This is a genomic window from Pseudohalioglobus sediminis (assembly GCF_008370495.1).
Lineage (GTDB): Bacteria > Pseudomonadota > Gammaproteobacteria > Pseudomonadales > Halieaceae > Halioglobus.
Genome location: NZ_VTUX01000001.1, coordinates 861,141 through 881,280, shown reverse-complemented (window position 1 = coordinate 881,280; position 20,140 = coordinate 861,141). Strand labels below are relative to the sequence as shown.

Sequence of the window (20,140 nt, the reverse complement as noted above, 5' to 3'; positions counted from 1 at the left end):
TCCGGCGACGCTAGAAATTTTCCATCTGCTGGCGCATTTCGGCAATATCCCGCAGGCGCTGGCTGATCTTGGCGCTGGTGAGGTAATCGTTCTTCACCAGCTTCAGTGCATAGTTCAGCTGTTTGGACGCCTGGTCCAGGTAGCCGTTGAGAATAAAGTATTCAGCGCGGGACTGGTGTAGCCCGATGATGTTGCCGGACAGGCCCTGTACTTCCGCCAGCAGGTACCACAAGCCGGGGTCGTTGGGTTTGCGCTTGCTTTGTTCGAGTAGTACTTCCTCGGCTATATGTGCCTGCTGGTTCTTCATCAGGGCATTGGCATAAGCCATGGTCAGTGGGTGATTACCCGGCGACAGCTGCAATTGTTGCGACAGCTTTTTCGCTGCGACATCCGCCTGCCCCCTGCGCACATCGATTTCCGCGTCCGCGATCAGGTACTCCAGGCGATTGGGGTCGCCAGACCAGATGCTGTCCAGTTCCAGAGCGGCCTCATCCACCCGGCCGGCATTGGTCAGGGCGAGTACCAGCCCGTACTGTGCTGCCTCGCGCGAGCGCGGCTTGCCCTTGAGCTCACCGCGGAAGCGTTGCACGGCTTCCTCCGGCGTGTTGGCCAACTGGTTCACCACGCGTGCGCGCATCAGCTGGTATTCCAGGCTCACCGGGCGGATGGTTTTCGGGTATTGCCGGGCCCGGTTGCGGGTGTCGGCAATACGGCTTTCCGACAGCGGGTGGGTGCGCAGGAATTCCGGAATACGCTCGCCGCCGCTGTAGCGGGAAGCCTGCAGCATGCGTTCAAACATCGCCGGGGCCGCGTGTGGGTCCATACCGGCATCGACCATGGTTTGCATGCCCACGCGATCAGCCTCCTGCTCGTTGCTGCGGCTGTAGCGCAGGGCGTTGTCCTGGGCCAGTGCCTGGGTCGCCCCCAGTGCCGCCATGCCCGCGTCACCGCCCGCGGTGGCCAGGATTACCAGGCTGGCGAGCATCGCCGCGAGGTTGATTGGCGTCTGCTTCTTCTGGAATTCGACGCCGCGGGAGAAATGGCGCTGACTGAGGTGGGCGATTTCGTGCGCCAGTACCGTGGCCAGTTCGTCTTCGGTCTGCGCGTACAGCATCAGGCCGTTGTGTACGCCGATGACGCCTCCCGGAACGGCGAAAGCGTTGATGGTCGGGTTGTCTACCAGCACGAGCTCTACGCGCCGGTCCTTGAGCTGGCTGTGGGTGACGAGCTCGTAGATCAGGTTTTCCAGGTAGTCATAGAGCAGGGGGTCATCTACGGTGGCGACCTGGCTGCGGAAAATTCGTAGCCAGGTGCGGCCCAGCTGGTGCTCGAACTCGGTTGAGAACAGGCTGGTGCTCGATTCCCCCAGGTTTGGTAGCTTGAGTTCTTCCGTCTGGGCATGGGCCTGCTGCAGGAAAGGCACGCACAGCAGCGCTGCCAGGGCGAGGTGCCGGCAGAGGGCCATGGTTCGCAGGGATATCAGCACAGATTTACATCACTTTTCATGGTGTGGCAGGCCGTCATTGTACTGTATGGCAGCCGTGTCGGAAGACAATTTGCAAAGTTGGAGTGATTGCCGCCGCTAAAGTTCATTCGGCAGGGGGGAATGCGTATACTGTGCCGCTTCGACCATACTATGACGCAACAATGAAAGATGTGCCTGTGACTGAGGTGGACGCCCGCGGACTGGATTGCCCCATGCCGTTGCTCAAGGCCAAGCGTGCGCTGAACGCCATGAACAGTGGTGAGCAGTTGCGGGTGCTGGCCACAGACAGTGGGTCGCAGCGGGATTTCCGCGTATTTGCCGAGCAGTCAGGTCATCTGTTGCTGGACTCGGCCGAAGAGTCAGGTGTTTACAGTTACCTGCTCGAAAAACAATAAGGCAAAAGGTGGCGCGGCAATGTTAGAGATTTTTGAAAAGTGGTACCGCCGTTACCTCTTCGAGGAAGAGGCGATCCTGCTGCTGGTGCTGCTGTTCATTGGCGTGGTACTGCTGATGACCATCGGGGATATCCTCGCGCCACTGCTGGCGGCAATCGTATTGGCCTACCTGATGCAGGGGGTGTCGACACAACTGCAGAATCACGGCGTGCCGAAGTGGCTGGGCGTCAGCCTTTCTTACCTGCTGTTCATCGGTGTGTTTTTCGGTGTCACCCTCGGCCTGCTGCCGCTGGCCTGGCGCCAGCTGATGGGGCTCGCCTCGGAGCTGCCCGCCATGCTCGACAGGGGCCGCCAGCTGCTCAATATCCTGCCGCAACAGTACCCGGAGATTTTCACCGTAGAGCAGATCAATGAGCTGGTGGGAATGGCCCAGGCAGAGGCGGCGAAACTGGGCCAGTTTATTGTCACGCGTTCCCTGGCATCGATTACCAGTGTGTTCACGGTGATGGTTTACATGATCCTGATCCCGATACTGGTGTTTTTCTTCCTTCGGGACCGTGAACTGATACTCGGCTGGCTGGGTGGCTTCCTGCCCGATAATCGTCCTCTGCTGCGGCGCATCTGGATAGAGATGAACCTGCAATTCGCCAACTACGCGCGCGGCAAGGTGATTGAAATCATTATCGTCGGTGCAGTCAGCTACTTCGCCTTTACCTGGATGGGCCTCAATTACGCAGCGCTGCTGGGGCTGCTGGTGGGGCTGTCGGTCATTATCCCCTACATTGGTGCGGTCATCGTTACCCTGCCGGTGGCGCTGGTGGGCTTTTTCCAGTGGGGCTTTACCGGTGAATTTTACACGCTCTGCGTGGTCTATTTGATAATCCAGGGCCTGGACGGCAACGTGTTGGTACCGCTGCTGTTTTCGGAAGCAGTCAACCTGCATCCCGTGGCCATTATCCTGGCGATATTGTTCTTTGGCGGTATCTGGGGGATGTGGGGTGTGTTTTTCGCTATACCGCTTGCCACCCTGATCAAGGCCATTATTTATGCCTGGCCGTCCCGGGATGACAACTTGCCGGTCCAGAGCCCGCTTCCTGAGATGGAATCAGTTAAGGAGTAGTCCATGCCATCCTTGCGTATGCATCGCGTCACCACCGTCTTGTGGGCGGCGCTGCTTTGCGTTTTTCTCACATCGTGCGCCACCGGGCCGTATTCTGCCATCAAGCCGGCGCAGAGCCCGAATGATGATCGTGGCTACCGTCTGCTGACCCTGGACAACCAGATGCAGGTGCTGCTGATATCTGACCCCGATACCCCCAAGGCCGCGGCCGCACTCGATGTGCGAGTGGGCAGTGGCGACAACCCTGAGGGGCGCGGCGGCCTGGCACATTTTCTTGAGCACATGCTGTTCCTGGGCACCGACAAGTACCCCGATGCCGCTGAATACGAAGAGTTCATCACCGAGCACGGCGGCAATCGCAATGCGTACACGAGCTTTGAACACACCAATTATTTTTTCGACATCAATGCACCCTACCTGCCCGAGGCGCTGGATCGCTTTGCCCAGTTCTTTATCGCCCCGCGTTTTGATGCGGAGTATGTGGACCGTGAGAAGAATGCGGTAGAGGCAGAGTTCCAGATGGGCCTGAAGAGTGATTCGAGGCGGGCCCTGGACGTGTTGCAGGAAGTCATGAACCCGGAGCATCCCTACAGCCAGTTCGCTGTGGGCAGCCTGGAGAGCCTGGCTGATCGTCCGGGCTCGAGTATCCGCGATGAGCTGCTGGCCTTTTACGACAAGTACTATTCCGCCAACCAGATGCAGTTGGTGGTACTGGGTGCGCAATCGCTGGATGAGCTGGAATCGCTGGTCGTGCCCATGTTCTCCCCGGTGCCCAACAAGGCCTATGCGCCCGAACAGATAGAGGCCCCGGCTTTCCCCGCCGGCAGCTTGCCGATGCAGGTACAGATCAAGCCGCAGGCGACACAGCGCCAACTGCAGGTGCTCTTCCCCATCGCCGACTACCGCGACGACTACCACACCAAGCCGCTGTCCTACCTTGGCAACCTGGTGGGTCACGAGGGTGATGGCAGTGTGCTGTCCCAGCTCAAGGCCGAGGGACTGGCAGAAAGCCTGGCCGCGGGATCGGGCCTGGGTTGGCGCGGTGGATCACTGTTCAGTGTCAGCATCACCCTGACAGAGAAGGGCGTTGACGAATACCAGCGTGTGCTGCAGCTGTTGTTTGCCTACATGGACATGTTGCGGCAAGAGGGTCCCAGGCAGTGGTTGTATGATGAGCAGGCCCGCCTTGCCGAGCTGGCTTTCCGCTTCAAGGAAAACGCCAACCCGATGGGCTATGTCAGCAGCCTGGCCAGTGGCATGCATTACTACGAACCCGACGATGTGCTGCAGGGGCCGTACATCATGGATGACTACCAGGCGCAAATGCTGGCGGACCTGATCCAGGAGATTGTCCCGGACAACGCAGTGGTGGTGCTGGAGGATGCTGCCGTGAGCACAGACCGCGTTTCCGAGCATTATCGGGTGCCTTATTCCGTGGGCCAGCTGGAGCCTGCGCAACTTGCCGCCTGGAAGGGCGAGGTGGACGACGAGGTGCTGCATCTCCCCGCGCCCAATCCCTTCATCGCTGAGGATGTGTCGCTGGTCAAGATCGCCCGCGATAACCCCGAGGTGCCTGCGAAGGTGCTGGAAACAGCGCGCAAATCCATCTGGTTCGCACAGGACGAGGAGTTCCGGCTGCCCCGGGGCGCCACCTATATAAACTTCCGCTCGCCGCTGGTGGGGCAGACCCCCGAACAGTCGGCCAGTGCCACGTTGTACACCGCACTGCTGAAAGACCAGGTCAATGAGTTCACCTACCCGGCTATGCTGGCGGGGCTCAATTTCAGCTTCTACAAGCACGCCCAGGGCATGAGCCTGCGTGTCAGCGGCTACAACGATAAACAATCCGTGTTGCTCGATGAACTGTTGCAGGTGATGGCCAGTCCCGAATTCGATCCCGCACGGTTTGAGAATATCCGCCTGGACATGATCCGCAGCCTGGAAAATTCGGTGGCCAAGCGACCCAGTTCCCAGGTGATGGCCGACCTGCGCGAATCCCTGCTCTATGGTGAGTGGGGTGAACAGGCGCTGATTGACGCCCTGCAATCCATGCGCTCGCAGGACCTGGTTGCCTACGCAGGCGACTTCTGGCGCAGCGCCAGCGCAGAGGCGCTGGTCTATGGCAACTACGAGAGCGCAGCCGTCGCCGAACTGTCGCAGAAGCTGGACACGGTGCTGCTGGGTGAGCAGTCAGCTGAACTGCCGCAGCTGCGTGTGTTGCAACTGGCGGCCGGCGAGTCAGTGCTCTACCCGGTGACCGTGCCGCACGACGACGCGGTGCTGGCCTGGTATCTGCAGGGCGCAGGCGATAGCTGGCAGGATCGCGCCGCCACGGCGCTGACCGCGCAGGTCATGAAATCAGGCTTCTTCCAGCAACTGCGTACGGAGCAACAGCTGGGCTATATCGTCAGTGCTTTTGCCTGGCCGCAACTCGATGTGCCTGGCCTGGTCATGCTGGTGCAGTCGCCGGTGGCCAACACCGCGGAGCTGGCCCTGGCAATGGATGAATTTATGCGTCAGCTGGAGTCCAGCGTGGACGCGGAGCAGTTCCAGCGACACCAGCAGGCGCTGGTGAACGAGATTCTGCGCCCACACAAGAATATGTGGGAAAGGGCCGAGTTTTACTGGCAGTCAATCGCCAAGAAGCAGTTTGCCTTTGACGGCCGTGAAACGCTTGCCGGTGAGGTCGAGGCGCTCTCCCGCGAGCAGTGGCTGGACTATTACCGCCGGGTTTTTCTCGACAACAGACGGTCATTGCAGGTGGCGGCGCCGGGACAGGCCGGTGCGCTGCCCGCTGGTGAGCAGCGCCGTGTGGACAGCGCGCAGGCCCTCAAGGCCGATCACGATGTCTATTTGATCGACTAGCACCGAGTAGTGTAATAAAACTACATTTAGGCGTTGTGTTCACTGTAAACACTTGTTTTTTATGGTGTTTATCGGTACTGTTTTGGTACTGATATTTCGTTTTTCCTTCTAATGCTGTAGTATTCTTTCATTCATGCCGCTCCGGGCTAACATCCCGGGGCGCTTTTGTAGGTCTACTATAATGAATCAGCGGCCATGCATAGAGCGAGTTCCCAAAAGGAATTCATCTGGGTCGGCCGCAACCGTAACCCGGAGAATCAAGCATGGCGGAAGACAGGGACCCTATTGAAACGCAGGAGTGGCTGGAGGCCCTTGACGAGGTCGTCAGGCACAGTGGTGCGGAGCGCGCGGGCTATCTTATACGGGAGCTGGGTCGTCACGCCCTCGAGAATCATGTGCGCCTGCCATCCTCCATCGTCACGCCATTCGTCAATACCATTCCCCCGGTTGAAGAAAAACGCATGCCCGGGGACCTGTTCATGGAACGCCGTATCCGCTCCCTGGTGCGCTGGAACGCCATGGCCATGGTTATGCGGGCGAATGACAATGACGAGGGCCTTGGCGGGCATATCTCCAGCTTTTCGTCCAGCGCAACGCTTTATGACGTGGGTTTCAACTACTTCTTCCGCGGACCGGGCAACGGGCACCCCGGTGACCTGGTGTTCTACCAGGGCCACTCCGCGCCGGGCATGTATGCGCGCTCATTTCTGGAGGGCAGGCTGGACGAGGACCAGTTGGACAACTTCCGTCGTGAAGTCGATGGCAACGGCCTGTCCTCCTACCCGCACCCCTGGCTGATGCCGGACTACTGGCAGTTTCCCACTGTGTCCATGGGGTTGGGGCCGATACAGGCGATCTACCAGGCCCACGTGATGAAGTACCAGCAGAGCCGCGGTCTGGTCGACCACGGCGACCGCAATGTGTGGTGTTTCATGGGAGACGGCGAGTGTGACGAGCCCGAGTCGCTGGGCGCCATTGCCCTGGCTGGTCGCGAACGCATGGGGCACCTCAATTTTGTTATCAACTGCAATTTGCAGCGGCTGGACGGCCCCGTGCGCGGCAACGGCAAAATCATCCAGGAGCTCGAAGGGGTATTCCGTGGTGCCGGCTGGAATGTCATCAAGGTGATCTGGGGGCGCAAGTGGGACCCGCTGCTGCAGAAAGACAAGACCGGCCTGCTGCGCCAGCGCATGGACGAAGTCTGTGACGGCGAGCTGCAGAACTACAAGTACAACGGTGGCGCCTACACGCGCGAGCATTTCTTCGGCAAGTACCCCGAATTGCTGGAGCTGGTGAAGGACCTCTCCGACGAGGACATCATGTATCTCAACCGCGGCGGGCACGACCCTTACAAGGTCTACGCTGCCTATGCCGAGGCCGTGGCCGAGAAAGAGCGACCCACGGTCATCCTGGCGATGACGGTGAAAGGCTACGGTACTGGCGAGGCGGGCGAAGCCAACAACGAAACGCACTCGCTGAAAAAGCTGGATATCGACAGTCTCAAGGCATTCCGCGATCGCTTCGCCATCCCGCTCAGTGATGAAGAACTCGCCGACGTGCCTTACTACCGGCCCGAACCGGACAGCCCCGAGATGCGCTATATGCGCCAGCGTCGCGAGGAACTGGGCGGTTTCATCCCGACTCGTCGCAGCGAGATGCAATTGTTGAAGACACCGCCGCGCGAGGTCTTTGCCAAGCAATTCGAGAGCAGCGGCAAGCGTGAGATTTCCACCACCATGACCTTTGTGCGCCTGCTGTCCGGTCTCGCCAAGGACAAGGAAATCGGCGAGCGTATTGTGCCCATCGTGCCCGACGAGGCGCGCACCTTCGGTATGGAGGGCATGTTTCGCCAGCTGGGTATCTACTCGTCTGTGGGGCAGCGCTACACCCCGCACGACGCCGACCAGATCATGTTCTACAAAGAGGACAAGGAAGGTCAGATACTGGAGGAGGGCATCAACGAGGCGGGCGCTTTCTCCGCCTGGCTGGCAGCCGCAACGTCCTACAGCACCAGTAACTATTCCATGGTGCCGTTTTACATTTTTTACTCGATGTTCGGCTTCCAGCGCATCGGCGACCTGGCCTGGGCGGCCGGTGACTGCCAGGCACGAGGCTTCCTCATTGGTGCCACCTCCGGCCGCACTACCCTTAACGGGGAGGGACTGCAGCACCAGGATGGCCACAGCCACCTGCTCGCCAGCACCATTCCCAACTGTGTCAGCTATGACCCGGCCTATGCCTATGAATTGGCGGTGATCATCCAGGACGGCCTGCGACGCATGTTCGAGCTGGGAGAAAACAAGTTCTACTACATCACCACCATGAATGAGAACTACATACAGCCGGCCCTGCCGGAAGGCGCTGAGGAAGGCATCATCCGCGGTATGTACTTGTTGCGCCGCGGCGAGGCAGACCACCCACTGCGGGTGCAGTTGATGGGTGCCGGCACCATTCTGCGCGAGGTGGAAGCGGCGGCGGAAATCCTCGAGTCAGATTATGGTGTGGTCGCAGATGTCTGGAGTCTCACCTCCGTCAATGAATTGCAGCGCGAAGGCAAGGCTGCGTTGCGCTGGAATATGCTGCATCCGGAAGAGGAGCCGAAAACGCCCTACGTTACCCGTCTTTTGCAGGACGCGGACGGGCCCTTTATCGCGGCTACCGACTACATGAAATCCTACACCGACCAGATTCGCGAATTTGTGCCCGGGCGCTTCACGGTGCTGGGCACGGACGGCTTCGGCCGCTCCGACACGCGCTCGCGGCTGCGCGACTTCTTCGAGGTGAGCCGCGAGTTCGTGGTGCTTGCTGCGCTCAAGGCGCTCGCCGATGAAGGCAGTATCGATGCAGCGCGGGTGAGCGCGGCGATGGCGGACCTGGGCATTTCCCCAGACAAGGTAGATCCGCTGACGGTCTGACAATAAGGAAAAGCCAATGGCCAAAAAACAGGTAACAGTCCCGGATATCGGTGGCGCCGAAGCCGAGGTAATAGAGCTGCTGGTCGCAGTGGGCGACGAGGTGGCAGTAGACCAGGGCCTTATTGTCCTGGAGTCCGACAAGGCGTCGATGGAGATTCCCTCAACTGCTGCCGGCGTGGTGGTAGAGCTGATGGTATCCGAGGGCGAGCAACTGGCCGAGGGCGCGCCGGTAGTGACACTGGAAGTGGACGGCGAGGAAGCGGAGGAGACCGCTTCCGAGCGCGAGACGGCCAGCGGGGAGAGTGAGGAAAGTGCCGACGCTGCCGGTGAGTCGGGCGCGCCTGCCGAGCCAGACGCCGGAACCGAGGCGCCCGCTGCGGAGACAACAGCTGCCGGATCAGGATCAGGAGGCGAGTCGGTGACCCCGGTGCCGGTACCGGATATCGGCACAGAGGACCCGGTTGAACTGATCGAGGTCTGTGTTCGGGTAGGCGACGAGGTCAGTGAGGGTGATTCCCTCGTTGTTCTCGAATCTGACAAGGCCTCCATGGAAGTGCCGGCACCGTTCGCCGGTGAGGTGCGCTCAATCAAGGTCGCAGAGGGCGACAGTGTGCGGGCTGGCGATGAATTGCTGGAGCTGGCCGTTGCCGGTGACGCCGCGGCTGGTTCCACCGGGGCTGGTTCCACCACGGCTGGTTCCACCGCGGCTGGTTCCACCGCGGCGCCTGCTAACGAAGCAGCGCAGGCCGAGGTCCCGGCTGCTGCGCCGTCGCCACGCGAACCCCGGGCGGCGGAAACTGCGCCTGCGCCGGACGCAGACTCGAAGTCCGGTGTGTATGCGGGCCCCGCAGTGCGCAAGCTGGCGCGCGAATTTGGTATTCCCCTTGCTGAAGTGCAGGGCAGTGGCCCGCGCGGGCGGTTGCTGAAGGAGGATTTGCACCAGTTTGTGCAGCGGCGCATGGAGCAGGGCGGGAAGACGACCGGCGCTGCCGCCATACCCGCGATTCCGGAGGTAGACTTCGCCGCGTTCGGCAAAGTCGAGGTGACCGAGCGCAGCAAGCTGGACAAGCTTACGGCCAGTAATATGCAGCGCAGTTGGCTGAATGTGCCTCACGTCACCCAATATGATGATGCCGATATCACCGAGCTGGAAACATTTCGTGCCAGCCTCAGGGCCGAGGCCGAACAACGCGGCGTGAAACTGACGCCAATGCCGTTCATCCTCAAGGCCTGTGCCGTGGCGCTGCGCGATAACCCCAAGTTCCGCTCATCCCTGGCGGATGGCGGTGAGTCGCTGGTGTACAAGCACTACACCCACATCGGCATGGCGGTGGATACGCCGGCCGGCCTGCTGGTGCCGGTGATTCGTGACGTCGACAAAAAAACCATCTGGGAGCTGGCGGAAGAAGTGCTGGCGGTGGCCGCCAAAGCGCGAGACCGCAAGCTCATGCCCGGCGACATGCAGGGTGGCTGTTTCACGGTCTCCAGCCTGGGCAATATCGGCGGACGCGGTTTCACGCCTATCGTCAATGCACCGGAAGTGGGCATTCTCGGGGTGTCCCGTGCCGAGATCAGGCCAGTCTGGGAAGGGGAGGAGTTTGTGGCGCGCAAGCTGCTGCCACTGTCCCTGTCCTATGATCACCGGGTTATCAACGGTGGCGATGGTGGCCGTTTCCTGACCCGCCTGGTGGCGTTGCTGGGGGATATCAGGCAGCTGGTGATGTGAAGGGCTTGCCCGCCGCTGGTATGGATGGCACGGAAACTGCTAAGTTCCAGCCATGATGATGATGCGAACCCGGAGCCCGCATGGCGGAGCCGCTGACTGACTGGCAGGCACGCTTGCTGCAGCGCAACCAGCTGCCGCGGCACTATCTGGCCAGTGCACAAAAATGGTTCAACCCGATCGCCTCGCTGGTAGCTGAGCACCAAAAGAGTGCGTCGCGATCCTGGCTGCTTGCCGTCAACGGCAGCCAGGGCTCTGGCAAATCGACCCTGTGTGATTACCTGCAACAGGTGCTGGCTGAGGAGTACGGCCTGCACAGCGTGGTGTTGTCGCTGGACGATTTCTACATGACCGCGCCCCAGCGCCGGCAGCTGGCCATTGATGTGCACCCCTTGCTAGCCACGCGGGGGGTGCCGGGTACACACGATATGGGCCTGCTCAGCCGCACACTGGACAAGTTGTTGTCCGGGGAGCCGGTGTCGGTTCCGCGTTTTGACAAATCCGCCGATGACCGTTTTCCGCCCTCTGCATGGCAGCACGTCGAGAGGCCGGTGCAGATCGTATTGCTGGAGGGCTGGTGCCTCGGTGCTGCAGCGCAACCGGTAGAGGCCCTGGCAGAACCGGTGAACGAGTTGGAAGCGCAGGAGGATGCTGACGGTATCTGGCGCAACTATGTCAATGCCGCACTCAGCGAGCAGTTTTCGCCCCTCTACCGGCGCTGCGATGAGTGGCTGATGCTGCAGGCGCCGTCCTTCGAGTGTGTTTACGGGTGGCGTCTCGAGCAGGAGCACAAACTGGCGGCGCAACGCAGTGGCGCCGGCGTGATGAGCGACGCCGAGGTGGCGCGTTTTGTCAGCCACTACCAGCGCCTCACCGAGCACTGTTTGCGGTATCTGCCCGCACGGGTCAATCACCTGCTCAAGCTGGATGCGCAGCGCGAGATCACCGCCTACATCGCCGCGCCGGGGGTGCACCCGTGAGTGCGACCCGGGGCAGGCTTGTATTCACCGACCTTGACGGCTCGCTGCTCGATCACCACACCTATTCTTTCGCACCGGCCATGGAGCTGCTGGCCGAGCTGGATGCCGCCGCCGTTCCGGTAATCGCCAACAGCAGCAAAACGCGCGTCGAGATCGAGTCGATTCGTGCCGACCTGGGCAACGGGCACCCGTTCATCGTTGAAAACGGGGCCGCTGTATTCATCCCCCGGGGCTACTTCAGCGCAGCACCGCCCGGAACCATCAGTCGCGGGGACTACTGGGTGTATGAAATGTCCGGTGGTCGCCAGCGCTGGCTGGATGCCTTGCAGCACCTGCAGGCAAGGTTCGCGGGCGAGTTTGATCATTTCTACCGTGCCGGCCCGGAGGGCATTATGTCCATGACCGGTCTGGATGCGGCGGCGGCCGAACTGGCCAACCAGCGCGAATACAGTGAGCCGGTGCAGTGGCTTGGCGAGGCCGCTCGCAAGCAGGCCTTCGTTGCGGCACTCGAGGCGCTGGGCGCGCGTACCCTGCAGGGAGGTCGCTTTCTCACCGTGGCCGGCGAGTGTGACAAGGGCAGGGCGCTGGCATGGCTGCGCAATGTCTATCGCGCCGCATGGGGTGTCGAGGAGGTAGTGGATATCGCCGCCGGTGACAGCGGTAACGATGTGGCCATGCTGGAGGCCGCCGGCACTGCGCTGCTGATTCGCTCCCCGGTACACGACTACCCGGTTTTACAGCGCAGCGATCACGTGCTGCGCAGCACGCAGTGCGGTCCCGACGGCTGGGTCGAAGGCATTCGGCAGTGGCTGGCGGTCACGGCAACAGACAATCACGAGCACAGGACCTGATTTCATGGGTGATTTTTACCAGAACGGCATCATTACCACGCTGCACAACCTGTCCGACCGACCGGTGGAAGAACTGGAACAGGATTTGCGCAAATTCTGCGGGGAGCGCCCCCTGGGCCTGATCCTGCCCTCGCTTTATTCGGAGCTTGAGGGTGAGGCTCTCCCGGCGATACTGGAAGAGTTGCAGCCGGCAGATTACCTCTCCGAGATTGTCATCGGCCTCGACCGTGCGGACGAAGCCCAGTATCGCAGCGCACTGCAGTTTTTCGACTGCCTGCCACAGCGTCATCGCGTGTTGTGGAACGATGGCCCCAGGTTGCGGGCGCTGGATGAGCAGCTGCGTGAGCACGACCTGGCGCCACGGGAAGCGGGCAAGGGGCGCAATGTCTGGTACTGCATGGGTTATACCCTGGCCTCCAACCGCACTGAGTCGGTAGCCCTGCACGACTGCGACATCCTGACCTACGAGCGCTCGATGCTGGCGCGTCTGATTTACCCGGTGGCACACCCGCGCTTTAACTATGAGTTCTGCAAGGGTTACTACGCGCGCGTGGCCGACGGCAAGATCAATGGCCGCGTCAGCCGGCTGCTGGTGACGCCGCTGTTGCGGGCGCTGCAAAAAATACTGGGAGACATGGAATACCTGGAGTATATGGACAGCTTTCGCTACCCGCTGGCGGGCGAGTTTTCCTTCCGCCGGGACGTGCTCAACGATATTCGCATACCCAGCGACTGGGGGCTGGAGATCGGTGTGTTGTCGGAGATGTATCGCAACTACGCCAACAACAGGCTGTGCCAGGCGGACATCGCTGACACCTATGACCACAAGCACCAGGACCTTTCGGCGCAGAACGACCAGGGTGGGCTGTCAAAAATGTCCATCGACATATCCAAGGCGCTCTTCCGCAAGCTTGCCACGCGGGGCGTGACCTTCAACACGGAAACCTTCCGTTCGCTGAAGGCCACCTACTACCGTATCGCCCTGGATTTCGTGGAGACCTACCACAACGACGCGGTCATGAATGGTCTGTCGCTGGACATCCACAACGAGGAAAAGGCGGTGGAGCTGTTCGCGGAAAACATCATGAAGGCGGGTGAGGCCTTCCTCGACCGGCCGATGGAGCGGCCTTTCATCCCGAGCTGGAGCAGGGTGATCAGCGCATCGCCCGATATACTCGAACAGCTGCTCGAGGCGGTCGAGGCGGATCATCGGGAGTACAGGAGCGGAGATCATGCTGCAGAAAACTGACGGCGGCGATGGCCTGCTGGAGCGTGTGCTGCGTCATGTGGAGGCCATCTACCACGAGACGCCACTAAGCCTGCCCGCTGCCGAACTTGCCGGGGAGTTGCTGCAGCTGATGCGGCTTGAAGACGTGAACGTGTCGCCGCAGCAGCACGTCAATCACTGGAGCCAGCGTGATGCGCTGGTCATCTCTTACGGCGATACTCTGCTGCGTGAGGACGAAAAGCCGCTGGTCACCCTGAAGCACTTTCTCGATACCTATGGCGAGGGGCTGCTCACCGGGGTACACATCCTGCCCTTTTACCCGTGGAGTTCTGATGACGGTTTTGCGGTGCTGGACTATTCCAGCGTCAACGAGTTCCTGGGGACCTGGGAGGATGTCAGCGACATCGCCGCACAGTACGACCTGATGGCTGACCTGGTTATCAACCACTGTTCCAGCCGCAGTCTCTGGTTTGAGAACTTCCTGCGCGGAGAATCGCCCGGTCGGGATTACTTTTTCACCGCTTCTCCGGACGCTGATCTCAGCGACGTGGTGCGCCCGCGCACCTCACCGCTATTGCGCGAGGTTGAGACCAGCGATGGCACACGCTATGTCTGGTGTACTTTCAGTCACGACCAGGTGGACCTGGACTTTCGCAACCCGGAAGTTTTAAAGCAGTTCGTGTCCATCCTGCGGCACTATCTCGACAATGGCGTGCGCATCTTCCGACTCGACGCAGTGGCCTTCCTGTGGAAGATTCCCGGCACACCCTGCCTCAACCTGGAGGAAACCCACGAGGTGGTGCGCCTGCTGCGCACCCTGGTGGAGTGCGCCCGTCCCGATGCGCTGTTGATTACCGAAACCAATATCCCTAATCGCGAGAACCTGTCTTACTTCGGCAATGCCAACGAGGCGCATTGTGTTTACAACTTCTCACTGCCGCCCCTGCTGGTGAATACGCTGGTGACCGGCGACTGCCACCACCTGAAGATGTGGATGATGAGCATGCCGCCGGCGCAGAACGGCACCGCGTATTTCAACTTTATTGCCTCTCATGACGGTATCGGGCTGCGACCGGCTGAGGGGCTGCTCAGTGACGAGGAACTGGATGCGCTGGTGGCTACCATGCGCCACTTTGGCGGGCATGTATCGCACCGGGCCCTTGAGAACGGAGAGAGCAGGCCCTACGAAATCAATATCTCCCTGTTTGACGCCCTGCAGGGCACCACTTCGGGGCCCGATGCGTGGGGTGTGGAGCGTTTCATTTGCGCGCATGCGATCATGCTGGCACTGGAGGGCATTCCCGGTATCTACATACACAGCCTGCTGGGTACCCGCAATGACTACGATCGGGTAGAACACAGCGGGCAGTATCGCGCCATCAATCGGCACCAGTGGGATTACACGGCGCTGCAGGAAGAACTGTCGCGCGAACACTCCAGCCATGCCCGGGTGTTCACGCACATCAAGTCCCTGCTGGATATTCGCCGCCAGCAGTCGGCATTTCACCCCAACGCCACCCAGTTTACCCTGCACCTCGGTACCGCCATATTCGGCTTCTGGCGCCAGAGCATCGACCGCCGCCAGAGCGTCTTCTGCATCAGCAACATCAGCGACCAGGCGCAGCAACTGGCGTTGTCGGACATCAACCTGATCGGCACCGACGAATGGGTGGATCTCCTCGGTGGCGCGCACTTCCAGTCGCGCGACGAGGTAGTGGAAATGCAGCCCTACCAGACCCTCTGGATCACCAACGCCGCGTCGCAACCGGGACGGTAAAGCACCTCCTTCGCGGCAGTGGCCTGTGGTAGACTGCGCTCGTTCGCAGCACCCTCAAGCCCACACAGAATAAGCCAGGAAGCAGCAGCTCATGATCATCAAGCCACGCGTACGCGGTTTTCTCTGCATTACCACCCATCCCGCCGGTTGCGCGGCGAATGTCAAAAACCAGATTGACTATGTGAAGTCCAGGGGACCGATTGAAAACGGGCCCAAACGGGTTCTGGTTATCGGTGCCTCAACGGGTTATGGCCTGGCCTCACGCATCAGTTCCGCGTTTGGCGCGGGCGCCGCTACCCTCGGTATCTTTTTCGAGAAGGAAGGCACAGAGAAAAAGCCGGGCACAGCAGGCTGGTATAATTCGGCCGCGTTTCACCAGTTCGCCGAGGAAGAGGGGCTCTATGCCAGGAGCATCAATGGCGATGCTTTTTCCGATGAGATCAAGCAGCGGACGATCGAGACTATCAAGGCGGACCTGGGACAGGTCGACCTGGTGGTCTACAGCCTCGCGGCGCCGCGGCGTCAGCACCCGGTGACCGGCGTTATTCACAACTCCACGCTCAAACCTATTGGCGGCGATACCACGCAGAAAGGTGTGAATACCGACAAGGAGGAAGTGCAGGACTTTCACCTGGAGGCGGCCACGCAGGAAGAAATTGACAACACTGTGGCGGTAATGGGCGGTGAGGACTGGCAGATGTGGATCGATTGCCTGGACGAGGCCGGTGTCCTCGCCGATGGCGCCAAGACCACTGCCTATACCTATATCGGCGAGAAGCTGACCTGGGATATCTACTGGCACGGTACCATCGGCGCCGCCAAGAAAGACCTCGAAAAGCGCGTGATTGATATTCGCCAGCGCCTGGCCGACAGGGGAGGGGATGCCCGCGTGTCGGTGCTCAAGGCGGTCGTGACCCAGGCCAGTGCGGCCATACCCGCCATGCCGATCTACCTGGCCTTGCTGTTCAAGGTCATGAAGGAGCGCGGTGTACATGAGGGCTGTATCGAGCAGGTAGACGGCCTGTTTCGTGAATCGCTGTACGGCGACAACCCGGTGCTGGATGAAGAGGGCCGGCTGCGCGCGGATGGCAAGGAACTGGACCCGGCAGTGCAGGCGGCCGTTGCCGCCCTGTGGGAAGACATCAACACCGATACCCTCCGCGAACTGTCCGATTTCGAGGGCTACAAGCGTGAATTCCTGCAACTGTTCGGCTTTGAGGTGGAAGGCGTGGATTATGACGCCGACGTCAATCCGGTGGTCCCCATCGAGAATATGGCCTGACCCATGCTGGAGCACGGCATCCCGTTCCGCCTGAATTCGCGCGTCCGGCGCATCGTGGCACCCAACCCCGGTGTCATGACCGGCGCCGGCACCAATACCTACCTGCTCGGTGACGAGGAAATCGCCGTGCTCGACCCGGGGCCGGCGATAGACGAGCACATCGACGCCATTCTCGAGGCCGGCGCAGGCCGCATACGCTGGATCGTCTGTACGCACACCCACCCCGATCATTCACCCGCCTGGAAAGCCGTTTACGAGGCCACCGGCGCCCAGGTGCTGGGCGCCCTGCCGGCGGACGACATGTTCCAGGACGATACCTTTCGCCCTGACTGGAAACTGGCCCACGACGATGTGCTGGGCACCGGCGAGTTTACCCTGCGGGCGGTGCATACCCCCGGGCATGTCAGTAACCATTTTTGCTTCTTTCTCGAGGAAGAGCGGATGCTGTTTGCCGGTGACCACATCATGAACGGCTCTACCGTGGTGATCGTGCCCCCCAGCGGTGATATGAAGGCCTACATCGAGTCCCTGCAACTGTTGTTGCGTTACGACCTGCACCTGATTGCGCCCGGCCATGGCGAGGTCATGGAGGATTCAAAGGGTGTCGTGGAGTGGCTGGTCAACCATCGCCTGCAGCGGGAAGCGAAGGTGATCAAGGGCCTGCGCCGCACCGGGCGCGCCGATCTGGATACTCTGGTCAAGGTGGTCTACGACGATGTCGACGAGGGCCTGCACGAGATGGCCAAGTTGTCCATGAGCGCCCATCTCATCAAGTTGCACCAGGAAAACCGCGCGCTGCAGCACCCCGGGGACGAGACCTGGGAGTTGATAGAGATTTAGCCCTTATACCTACGGTTGAAAGGGTCTTATGGGGTATAGACTGCCTTTATTCGTAAAAAATTAAACCACAGACTACGAAAAGCGCTTGTCGAGAGTGTCAATCATGCCTACCATGCCTGTCTCTCACTCAGCAGGAATGTGCAGTCCCCATGGTTGCAGAAGCCCGCAAGGCGCGAACACTGCCGCAACTGGTGTCCCAGTCAGCGGCCACGTTCGCCGACAGACCCGCTATCACCGATGGTGCGGTCCACCTGAGCTACCGCGAGCTCGACCTTGCCAGAATGGCCGCGGCCCGCGCGTTCATCGCCGCCGGCCTCGAACACGGCGATCGCATCGCCATCTGGGCGCCCAATATCTACCAGTGGATCATCGCCGCTCTCGGCGCGCAGACCGTCGGTGGCGTCCTGGTGCCGCTGAACACCCGTATGAAGGGCGCAGAGGCGGCCTACATCCTGCGCGCCAGTGGTGCCCGTATCCTGTTTACCGTGGAAGAATTCCTCGGTGTGAACTACCCGCAGTTGTTGCAGGGCCAGGAGCTGCCCGACCTGCAGGACAAGGTGTTGCTGCAGGGCAGTGCTGCAGGGTGCCGGGATTGGCAGGCCTTCCTCGCTGCCGGGGACGGGGTCGATGATGCAGAGGTGTTACGCCGCGCCCAGGCGCTGACGCCGGAAGATACGCTCGACATCCTGTTTACCTCCGGGACCACCGGCAATCCCAAGGGTGTGGTCACCTGCCACGGCCAGAATATACGCACCTTCGAGAACTGGAGTGCGACGGTAGGGCTGCGCGCGGATGACAACTACCTCGTCATCAATCCTTTCTTTCACTCCTTTGGCTACAAGGCGGGCTGGCTGGCAGCGATTATCTGCGGCGCCCACATCCTGCCGGTCAAGAGTTTCGACCTGGACGCGGTGCTGGAGCAGATTGCCCGGGACCACATTTCCATGATTCCAGGCCCGCCGACGATCTACCAGTCGCTGCTGGCCCACCCGCGCCGCGGCGACTACGACCTGTCCAGCCTGCGACTGGCGGTGACCGGTGCCGCGCCGGTACCGGTGGCACTGGTTGAGCAGATGCGCGAGGAACTGGGCTTTGAAGTCGTGGTGACCGCATACGGCCTGACCGAGTCCTGCGGCGTGGTGTCCATCTGCCGGGCCGACGACAGTGCCGAGCGCATATCGCACAGCTCCGGCCGCGCCATGGACGGTGTGGAAATGAAATGTGTCGATGCCCAGGGTAACGCAGTATCTCGCGGTGAAGAGGGCGAGATCTGGTTCCGTGGTTTCAACGTGATGCGTGGTTACCTGGACGATCCCGAGGAAACCGCACGTACCATCACTGCCGATGGCTGGCTGAAAACCGGTGATGTGGGGGTGATGGACGAAGACGGCTATGTACGTATTACCGATCGACTCAAGGACATGTTCATTGTCGGCGGTTTCAACACCTATCCCGCGGAGATCGAGAATATCTTGTGCAGTATGCCCGGTGTGGCCAGGGCGGCAGTGATCGGCATCCCCGATGAGCGGCTCGGCGAGGTGGCGCAGGCGTATATCGTCAGGGCCGCCGGCGCCGCACTGGATGAGCAGGCGGTGATCGCCTGGGCACGGGAGAATATGGCCAATTACAAGGTGCCTCGCGCGGTAAGGTTTGTTGAAGAGTTGCCGATGAATGCCGGCGGCAAGGTGCTTAAAAATGTCCTGCGTGACCAGGCGCGGAAACAAGCGCCATGAACAATCTCGCCGCGGTAAATGAGCATGTGGACCTGGACGCCATCGACCAGGGCGTGATCGCCCTGCTGCGCGAAGACGGTCGCATGCCTTACCGTTCAATTGCGCGCGAACTCGGTGTTACCGAGGCCACCGTGCGCGCGCGGGTGAAGCGCCTCGAAGAATCCAACACCATGCGCGTGGTCGCGGTCACCGATACCCAGGCCGCTGGTTTTGACCTGTTGCTGGCTGTGGGTGTGCAGGTGGAGGGGCGGGCCCCCGAGGCGGTGGCCCAGGACCTGGCCCGGATCGAGGAAGTGTTCTCGGTCAACGTGGTAGTCGGTACCCATGATGTGGAAATACTGGTTATGGCGCGCGATCCGGGCAGCCTGAAGACGCTGCTGGCAGATACGCTGGGCAGTATCCCGGGGGTGCGCCGGCTGACGCCAGCGCTGGCGATTGATGTGCTGAAGAACCAGCCGGACTGGGTGCCCTTCCATGACGCGTAAACTCGATGCCGTGGACCGGGAGATCGTTGACCGCCTGGCACTGGATGCCCGCACCAGCAACAGCCAGATCGCCGAGGACCTGGGCGTGAGCGAGGGGACCGTGCGAGCGCGTATCAAGCGCATGGAGGCGGAAAAACAGATTCGCATCACCGCGGTCACCAATATAGACCGCTTTCAGAGTGCCACACTCGCCTATATCTGGATTGAGGCAGAGCGCACCGACCAGGCCCGGGGCATCGCCGAGGTGCTCTCCGGAATCCCCGAGCTGGGGTTTGTCGGCGTGATGCTGGGCCGCTCGGACATACTCGCCATCACCATGGTCAAGAACACCGAGCACCTGGCGCAGTTCGTACACAACAGGATCAGTTGCATACCCGGCGTGCGCAGCACGGAAAGTACGCTGGGTGTGAATTTTGTAAAACACGACTACCGCATGGCGCGGATAGTCAGCTAACAAGGA

At 60.8% G+C, this 20,140-nt stretch carries 15 protein-coding genes; 14 read left to right on the top strand and 1 reads right to left on the bottom strand.

The genetic code is table 11. From position 1 onward, the window contains the following. Nucleotides 1-10: 10 nt before the first annotated feature. Complete coding sequence (locus F0M18_RS03825) at nt 11-1,465, bottom strand: M48 family metalloprotease (RefSeq protein ID WP_149610128.1); 1,455 nt, start codon at nt 1,463-1,465, stop codon at nt 11-13. Between the two features lie 182 nt (nt 1,466-1,647). Between F0M18_RS03825 and F0M18_RS03820 the strand changes: the two genes are divergently transcribed. The 14 genes from F0M18_RS03820 (at nt 1,648) to F0M18_RS03755 (ending at nt 20,134) form a co-directional block, all read left to right on the top strand. Beyond that, nucleotides 1,648-1,881 (top strand): sulfurtransferase TusA family protein, encoded by a 234-nt coding sequence (locus F0M18_RS03820; protein ID WP_149610032.1) that lies wholly within the window; start codon nt 1,648-1,650, stop codon nt 1,879-1,881. A gap of 19 nt (nt 1,882-1,900) precedes the next feature. Then, nucleotides 1,901-3,001, top strand: a complete 1,101-nt coding sequence (locus tag F0M18_RS03815) for an AI-2E family transporter (RefSeq protein WP_149610031.1) — start codon at nt 1,901-1,903, stop codon at nt 2,999-3,001. Between the two features lie 3 nt (nt 3,002-3,004). After that, entirely contained in the window at nt 3,005-5,866 is a 2,862-nt protein-coding gene (locus tag F0M18_RS03810; protein ID WP_262500808.1) for an insulinase family protein, read from the top strand. Nucleotides 5,867-6,129: 263 nt separating this feature from the next. Further along, nucleotides 6,130-8,781, top strand: a complete 2,652-nt coding sequence (gene aceE / locus F0M18_RS03805) for a pyruvate dehydrogenase (acetyl-transferring), homodimeric type (protein ID WP_149610030.1) — start codon at nt 6,130-6,132, stop codon at nt 8,779-8,781. 16 nt (nt 8,782-8,797) lie between these two features. Further along, a complete protein-coding gene (gene aceF, locus F0M18_RS03800) occupies nt 8,798-10,507 on the top strand; it encodes a dihydrolipoyllysine-residue acetyltransferase (RefSeq protein ID WP_149610029.1) in 1,710 nt (569 codons plus the stop codon). A gap of 80 nt (nt 10,508-10,587) precedes the next feature. Then, the gene (locus tag F0M18_RS03795; RefSeq protein ID WP_149610028.1) at nt 10,588-11,484 is read left to right on the top strand and encodes a hypothetical protein; all 897 of its coding nucleotides are present in this window, start codon (nt 10,588-10,590) and stop codon (nt 11,482-11,484) included. Further along, nucleotides 11,481-12,335, top strand: a complete 855-nt coding sequence (locus tag F0M18_RS03790) for an HAD-IIB family hydrolase (RefSeq protein ID WP_149610027.1) — start codon at nt 11,481-11,483, stop codon at nt 12,333-12,335. The genes F0M18_RS03795 and F0M18_RS03790 overlap by 4 nt, the downstream gene beginning before the upstream one ends. A 4-nt stretch (nt 12,336-12,339) precedes the next feature. After that, nucleotides 12,340-13,584 (top strand): glycosyltransferase family protein, encoded by a 1,245-nt coding sequence (locus F0M18_RS03785; protein WP_149610026.1) that lies wholly within the window; start codon nt 12,340-12,342, stop codon nt 13,582-13,584. After that, nucleotides 13,568-15,340 carry a sugar phosphorylase gene (locus F0M18_RS03780; RefSeq protein WP_149610025.1) on the top strand — a complete coding sequence of 591 codons (1,773 nt, stop codon included), beginning with the start codon at nt 13,568-13,570 and terminating at the stop codon, nt 15,338-15,340. The genes F0M18_RS03785 and F0M18_RS03780 overlap by 17 nt, the downstream gene beginning before the upstream one ends. A gap of 91 nt (nt 15,341-15,431) precedes the next feature. Next, nucleotides 15,432-16,622, top strand: a complete 1,191-nt coding sequence (gene fabV, locus F0M18_RS03775; protein ID WP_149610024.1) for an enoyl-ACP reductase FabV — start codon at nt 15,432-15,434, stop codon at nt 16,620-16,622. A 3-nt stretch (nt 16,623-16,625) separates the two neighbouring features. Further along, nucleotides 16,626-17,462, top strand: coding sequence for an MBL fold metallo-hydrolase (locus F0M18_RS03770; RefSeq protein WP_223177893.1), 837 nt, complete (start codon nt 16,626-16,628; stop codon nt 17,460-17,462). Nucleotides 17,463-17,611: 149 nt separating this feature from the next. Next, nucleotides 17,612-19,195 carry a FadD3 family acyl-CoA ligase gene (locus tag F0M18_RS03765; protein ID WP_149610023.1) on the top strand — a complete coding sequence of 528 codons (1,584 nt, stop codon included), beginning with the start codon at nt 17,612-17,614 and terminating at the stop codon, nt 19,193-19,195. Then, complete coding sequence (locus F0M18_RS03760) at nt 19,192-19,680, top strand: Lrp/AsnC family transcriptional regulator (RefSeq protein ID WP_149610022.1); 489 nt, start codon at nt 19,192-19,194, stop codon at nt 19,678-19,680. Before F0M18_RS03765 ends, F0M18_RS03760 begins: the two co-directional genes overlap by 4 nt. Then, on the top strand, nt 19,670-20,134 hold the full coding sequence (locus tag F0M18_RS03755; protein ID WP_149610021.1) for an Lrp/AsnC family transcriptional regulator: 465 nt from the start codon (nt 19,670-19,672) through the stop codon (nt 20,132-20,134). Before F0M18_RS03760 ends, F0M18_RS03755 begins: the two co-directional genes overlap by 11 nt. Nucleotides 20,135-20,140: the final 6 nt, after the last annotated feature.

Coding starts and splice junctions, on each gene's coding strand:
- F0M18_RS03825 (WP_149610128.1), bottom strand. CDS start 1,465: ATGGCCCTCTGCCGGCACCTCGCCCTGGCAGCGCTGCTGTGCGTGCCT.
- F0M18_RS03820 (WP_149610032.1), top strand. CDS start 1,648: ATGAAAGATGTGCCTGTGACTGAGGTGGACGCCCGCGGACTGGATTGC.
- F0M18_RS03815 (WP_149610031.1), top strand. CDS start 1,901: ATGTTAGAGATTTTTGAAAAGTGGTACCGCCGTTACCTCTTCGAGGAA.
- F0M18_RS03810 (WP_262500808.1), top strand. CDS start 3,005: ATGCCATCCTTGCGTATGCATCGCGTCACCACCGTCTTGTGGGCGGCG.
- aceE (WP_149610030.1), top strand. CDS start 6,130: ATGGCGGAAGACAGGGACCCTATTGAAACGCAGGAGTGGCTGGAGGCC.
- aceF (WP_149610029.1), top strand. CDS start 8,798: ATGGCCAAAAAACAGGTAACAGTCCCGGATATCGGTGGCGCCGAAGCC.
- F0M18_RS03795 (WP_149610028.1), top strand. CDS start 10,588: ATGGCGGAGCCGCTGACTGACTGGCAGGCACGCTTGCTGCAGCGCAAC.
- F0M18_RS03785 (WP_149610026.1), top strand. CDS start 12,340: ATGGGTGATTTTTACCAGAACGGCATCATTACCACGCTGCACAACCTG.
- F0M18_RS03780 (WP_149610025.1), top strand. CDS start 13,568: ATGCTGCAGAAAACTGACGGCGGCGATGGCCTGCTGGAGCGTGTGCTG.
- fabV (WP_149610024.1), top strand. CDS start 15,432: ATGATCATCAAGCCACGCGTACGCGGTTTTCTCTGCATTACCACCCAT.
- F0M18_RS03770 (WP_223177893.1), top strand. CDS start 16,626: ATGCTGGAGCACGGCATCCCGTTCCGCCTGAATTCGCGCGTCCGGCGC.
- F0M18_RS03765 (WP_149610023.1), top strand. CDS start 17,612: ATGGTTGCAGAAGCCCGCAAGGCGCGAACACTGCCGCAACTGGTGTCC.
- F0M18_RS03760 (WP_149610022.1), top strand. CDS start 19,192: ATGAACAATCTCGCCGCGGTAAATGAGCATGTGGACCTGGACGCCATC.
- F0M18_RS03755 (WP_149610021.1), top strand. CDS start 19,670: ATGACGCGTAAACTCGATGCCGTGGACCGGGAGATCGTTGACCGCCTG.